Origin of the sequence: Streptomyces sp. NPDC059851 (assembly GCF_042732005.1) — a bacterium.
In the GTDB taxonomy this organism is placed as follows: Bacteria; Actinomycetota; Actinomycetes; order Streptomycetales; family Streptomycetaceae; genus Streptomyces.
This window is the reverse complement of sequence record NZ_JBHWJJ010000072.1, coordinates 34323-38170: the sequence shown is the minus strand read 5'-3', so window position 1 is coordinate 38170 and position 3848 is coordinate 34323. Positions and strand designations below refer to the sequence as shown.

Annotated in this window: 3 protein-coding genes; 1 reads left to right on the top strand and 2 read right to left on the bottom strand. The window is 75.8% G+C overall.

The genetic code is table 11. The features are described from left to right. The first annotated feature begins 220 nt into the window (after nt 1-220). Nucleotides 221-1015, top strand: a complete 795-nt coding sequence (locus ACFV7Q_RS23300; RefSeq protein WP_385431194.1) for an alpha/beta fold hydrolase — start codon at nt 221-223, stop codon at nt 1013-1015. Here ACFV7Q_RS23300 and ACFV7Q_RS23295 read toward each other — a convergent pair. Then, entirely contained in the window at nt 987-1595 is a 609-nt protein-coding gene (locus ACFV7Q_RS23295; protein ID WP_385431192.1) for a GNAT family N-acetyltransferase, read from the bottom strand. The genes ACFV7Q_RS23300 and ACFV7Q_RS23295 overlap by 29 nt on opposite strands. Further along, nucleotides 1592-3655, bottom strand: coding sequence for a penicillin acylase family protein (locus tag ACFV7Q_RS23290; RefSeq protein WP_385431190.1), 2064 nt, complete (start codon nt 3653-3655; stop codon nt 1592-1594). The genes ACFV7Q_RS23295 and ACFV7Q_RS23290 overlap by 4 nt, the downstream gene beginning before the upstream one ends. Nucleotides 3656-3848 lie beyond the last annotated feature (193 nt).

The following is a 3848-nucleotide window of genomic DNA, read 5'->3' as shown; positions in this document are numbered from 1 at the left end:
GCCGCCGCGGCCCGCGACAAGGAGCTGATCCGGGAGAAGCTCGGCGTCTCCGAGTAGGACCCCGGCTCCCGCAGCACACGAACGGCCCGCACCCCCCGGGGGGTGCGGGCCGTTCCGCGTTCCCGCAGCGGGGGACAGCCCGCACGTTTCTGTAGCGATCGTTAGTTTAATCGGGTAACTTTCTTTTCGTAACGACCGCCAAGGAAATCGGGGTTCCCTCATGAGCGCCATCGCGTCCCGCGACGCCTACGCCCGTACCGTCCGCAAGGAGAGCGGCGGCCCCGGCCTGCTGCTCGCCCATGGCGGCGGCGGATCGGTCGAGTCGAACTTCGGGCCGATCCTCGACGACCTGGCCGCCGCGCACAGCGTCGTCGGCGTCGACTACCCCGGTACCGGGGGCACGCCCCGCGCCACGCAGCCCCTGGAGCTGGACGAGCTCGCCGACCAGTTGGTGGCCGCCGCCGACGCCGAGGGGCTGGACCGGTTCGCCGTCCTCGGGTACTCGCTCGGGGGCAACGTCGCCGTCCGCGTGGCCGCCCGGTACCCCGGGCGGGTCACCGCGCTCGTGCTCACGGCGACCTTCGCCCGGGCCGATCACCGGCTCGGGCTGGTCACCGACCTGTGGGCCGCGCTGGCGGAACGCGGGGAGAACGACCTGCTCGCGCGGCTCCTCGTACCGCTCGCGCTCAGTGAGGAAGCCCTCGAAGGGCTGACCTCCGAGGAGCTGGAGGCCGTCGTCCAGCAGACCGCCGAGTCCTTCCCGCCCGGCGGCGCGGACCACGCGGCGCTGGTCGCGGGGGTCGATCTGCGCGCCGACCTCGCACGGATCGACGTACCGGCCCTGGTCGTCGCGACGACCGAGGACCGGTTGGTGCCGCTCGCCCGCCAACTGGAGCTGGCGCGGGCGTTGCCGGGCGCCCGGGTCGCGGAGCTGCCCACGGGGCACCTTCCGTTCGCCGAGCGCCCGCGCGCATGGGCGGACCTCGTCACCGGCTTCCTGGCGCAGGGGCGCTGAGGAAGGCGAGCCGGGCCCGCTTCGCCGGGATGAAGACCTCGGGCAGGTCGATCTCCGGCAGCTCGACCTCCGGGCCGAGGGCGAAGCCGCTGCGCTGCAGCCGGGCGATCGCCTTGGCGTTGTGGGCGTCCGGCTCGGCGACGATCCGGCGCGTGGTGCCGTCGGAGCGGAGGAAGGTCAGGAAGGCTCCGATCAGCCGTGCACTGAACCCGCGCTCCGTGGCGGCCCCGGCCGGGGCGAGCAGCAGGTGCACGCCGGTGTCGCCGGGCTGCACCTCGTAGCACTCGGAGACCCGGTCCGCGGCGCAGTCGTACGACTGGAAGAGCGCGACCGGTGCCCCGTCGCGGCGTGCGATGAACGCGTGGTGGGTGGTGCGCCGGTCGACGTCCTCGTAGATCTCCCGGACGAGGTCCGGGCTCGCCCCGGTCATGCCCCAGAAGCGGGCCCGCTCCTGGCTCACCCAGCCGTGGATCAGCGCGGCGTCGGCAGCGGGGTCGACCGGGGTGAAGGTCACCGTGCCGAAGCCCTCGACGGCGCGGCTGTACACGGGCTGCCGGGTGCCGGCGGCGGGGGCGGTCATGCGGACTCCTTGGTGAGGCCGTCCCAGTCGGTGACGACGGGGACGAGTTCGCACCGCGCCCACAGCGCCAGCTGGTCGCGGTGGTGGGCGGTGCCGGCGACGCCGTCCGCGCCGAGCGGGACCGCCCAGAGGCTGTCCTCCCGGCGGGCGAGGTCCCAGACGTAGCGGGCCGCGGACGCGCGGGCGCACAGGTCGGTGAAGCCGGGGACGGAGGAGGTGGCGTTCACGCAGTCGTGGTCGCCGCCCAGGCCCGGCCACTCGGCGTCCGGGTCCGTCAGTGCCGTCCAGGGCGCGAGGCGGTGCACCTGCGACCACGGGACGTCCGGGGCGCCGGCCGCGGCCGTCTCCTCCAGGGCGGCCCGTACGTGCGCCACCCGGTCCAGGTCCGGCAGCAGCTGCGTGGTCAGCAGGCCTTCGAGGGCGTAGCCGACCCGGGGAAGCAGGTACAGCCAGGGGTGGAACACCTCGGGGCCGGTCGGGGCGCCCGCCAGGGCGGCGAGGGAGGGGTCCGCGGCGAAGCGGCGGACGGTGGCCGTCCGCAGCGCGGAGAAGACCGTCGCGTCCGTGCTCTGCGCCTCCATGTGCCGGTCCCAGGCCAGCAGCCGGGCGCGCAGCGCCTCCGCGGCCGGGGACAGTCCCTCCAGCGCGGGCAGCAGGGCGAGCAGCGGCTCGGCCGAGGCCAGGTAGGTGTCCCGGTGCACGTCGGCCATCGCCTCGGGGGACCAGTCCGCCGAGCCGGACAGCAGCTCCCGGATCCGGTCGGCGCGGTGCGGGGGCGCGAACTCCACGCCGAGCGGCGAGGCGATGCCGCGCGCGTTGGCCATGACGGCGAAGCCCTGCACCGGCTCGGCCGGGGTCTCGGCCCAGCCCTGCCAGGCGTACCGGGCGTCCCACGCGGGCACGGGGCGCAGCCGGTTGGCCGGGTCGCGCAGCGGGACCGCCCCCGCGACGCGGTGCAGCAGGCCGCCCGCGGTGTCGGCGGCGTGGACGACGTTGACGGGCTCGGCCCAGCCGTCGAGGGCCCGGTCGATGTCGGCGACGGTACGGGCGCGCAACAGGGCGGGCAGGACGGCGAAGCCGAGGTCGCGGCGGACGCGGGGCGGGTAGCGCAGGGAGAGCGTCTGGTCCGCGGCCTCCTCGCGGGTGACCACCGGGCCGCGGGCGGTCTCCAGCACCTCCACCTCGACGGGCTCGGCTCCGGCGACGGCGATGGTCTCGGTGTGCCGGTGGACCGGCTCCCAGACGCCGTCGGGGCCCAGCGCCTCCACGGACACGCCGTCGGCGGCGGTGCGCAGCTGCTCGACGTACAGGTCCTGGTAGTCGGCCATGGCGTTGGTGATCGCCCAGGCGGCGCTGCCGGTGTGGCCGAAGTGGGCCAGGCCGGGGATGCCGGGGACCGCGAGGCCGAGGACGTCGTATTCGGGGCAGGACAGGCGTATCTGCTGGTAGACGCCCGGGTCCTCGATGAAGCGGTGCGGGTCGCCCGCGATGATCGCCGCACCGGTGGCCGTGCGGTCGCCCGGGACGAGCCAGCCGTTGCTGCCGGCGGTGCCGGGGCCGTCGGTGGCGAACAGGGTGGCCGCCTCCGGGCCGAGGGCGCGTGCCGCACGCTCGCGCCACAGCTTGGTGGCGAAGCCGGCGAACAGGATGTGGGTGGCGATCCAGATGCCGAGCGGGACCCACGGCTCCCAGGGCGCGGGGGCGTGGCCGGTGCGGGCGAAGCGCTCGTCGCGGGCGGCCCCGGCGGCCAGGCCGTCGTTGACGCCGTCGACGTACGCCCCGACCCAGGCGGCGGTCTCGGGGTCGAGCTCCTCGTGGCAGCGGCGGGCCGTGTCGTCGAGGCGGCTCTGCCGGGCGAAGCGGTCCCAGGCGACGGACTCCGGGCCGAGGAACGCGGCGCTGGAGCCTTGGGAGCGGTGGCGCTCGACTTCCAGCTGCCAGGCCCGGTCCAGGGCGGTGGTGCGGCCCTGGGCGTAGGCCAGGCGGAGGGCGTCGGGGGCGCGCAGATGGGGGATGCCCCAGTCGTCCCGGTACAGCTCGAAGTCGTCCGCGTCGGTCACAGGCTCACACTCTCCCCCAAGGGCATTAGGTTAGGCTGCCCTAACTATAGGGGGGTGGGTGGGGGGGGCGCCCCCCCCCGGGGGCCCCCCCCGCCCGCCCCCCCCCCCCCCCCGCCCGCCGCCCCCCCCAACAAACCGGGGGGCGGGGGGGGGGCGGGCGCCAGGGACAGCTGGCGCCCGAGAACCGCGAGCA

Coding starts and splice junctions, on each gene's coding strand:
- ACFV7Q_RS23300 (WP_385431194.1), top strand. CDS start 221: ATGAGCGCCATCGCGTCCCGCGACGCCTACGCCCGTACCGTCCGCAAG.
- ACFV7Q_RS23295 (WP_385431192.1), bottom strand. CDS start 1,595: ATGACCGCCCCCGCCGCCGGCACCCGGCAGCCCGTGTACAGCCGCGCC.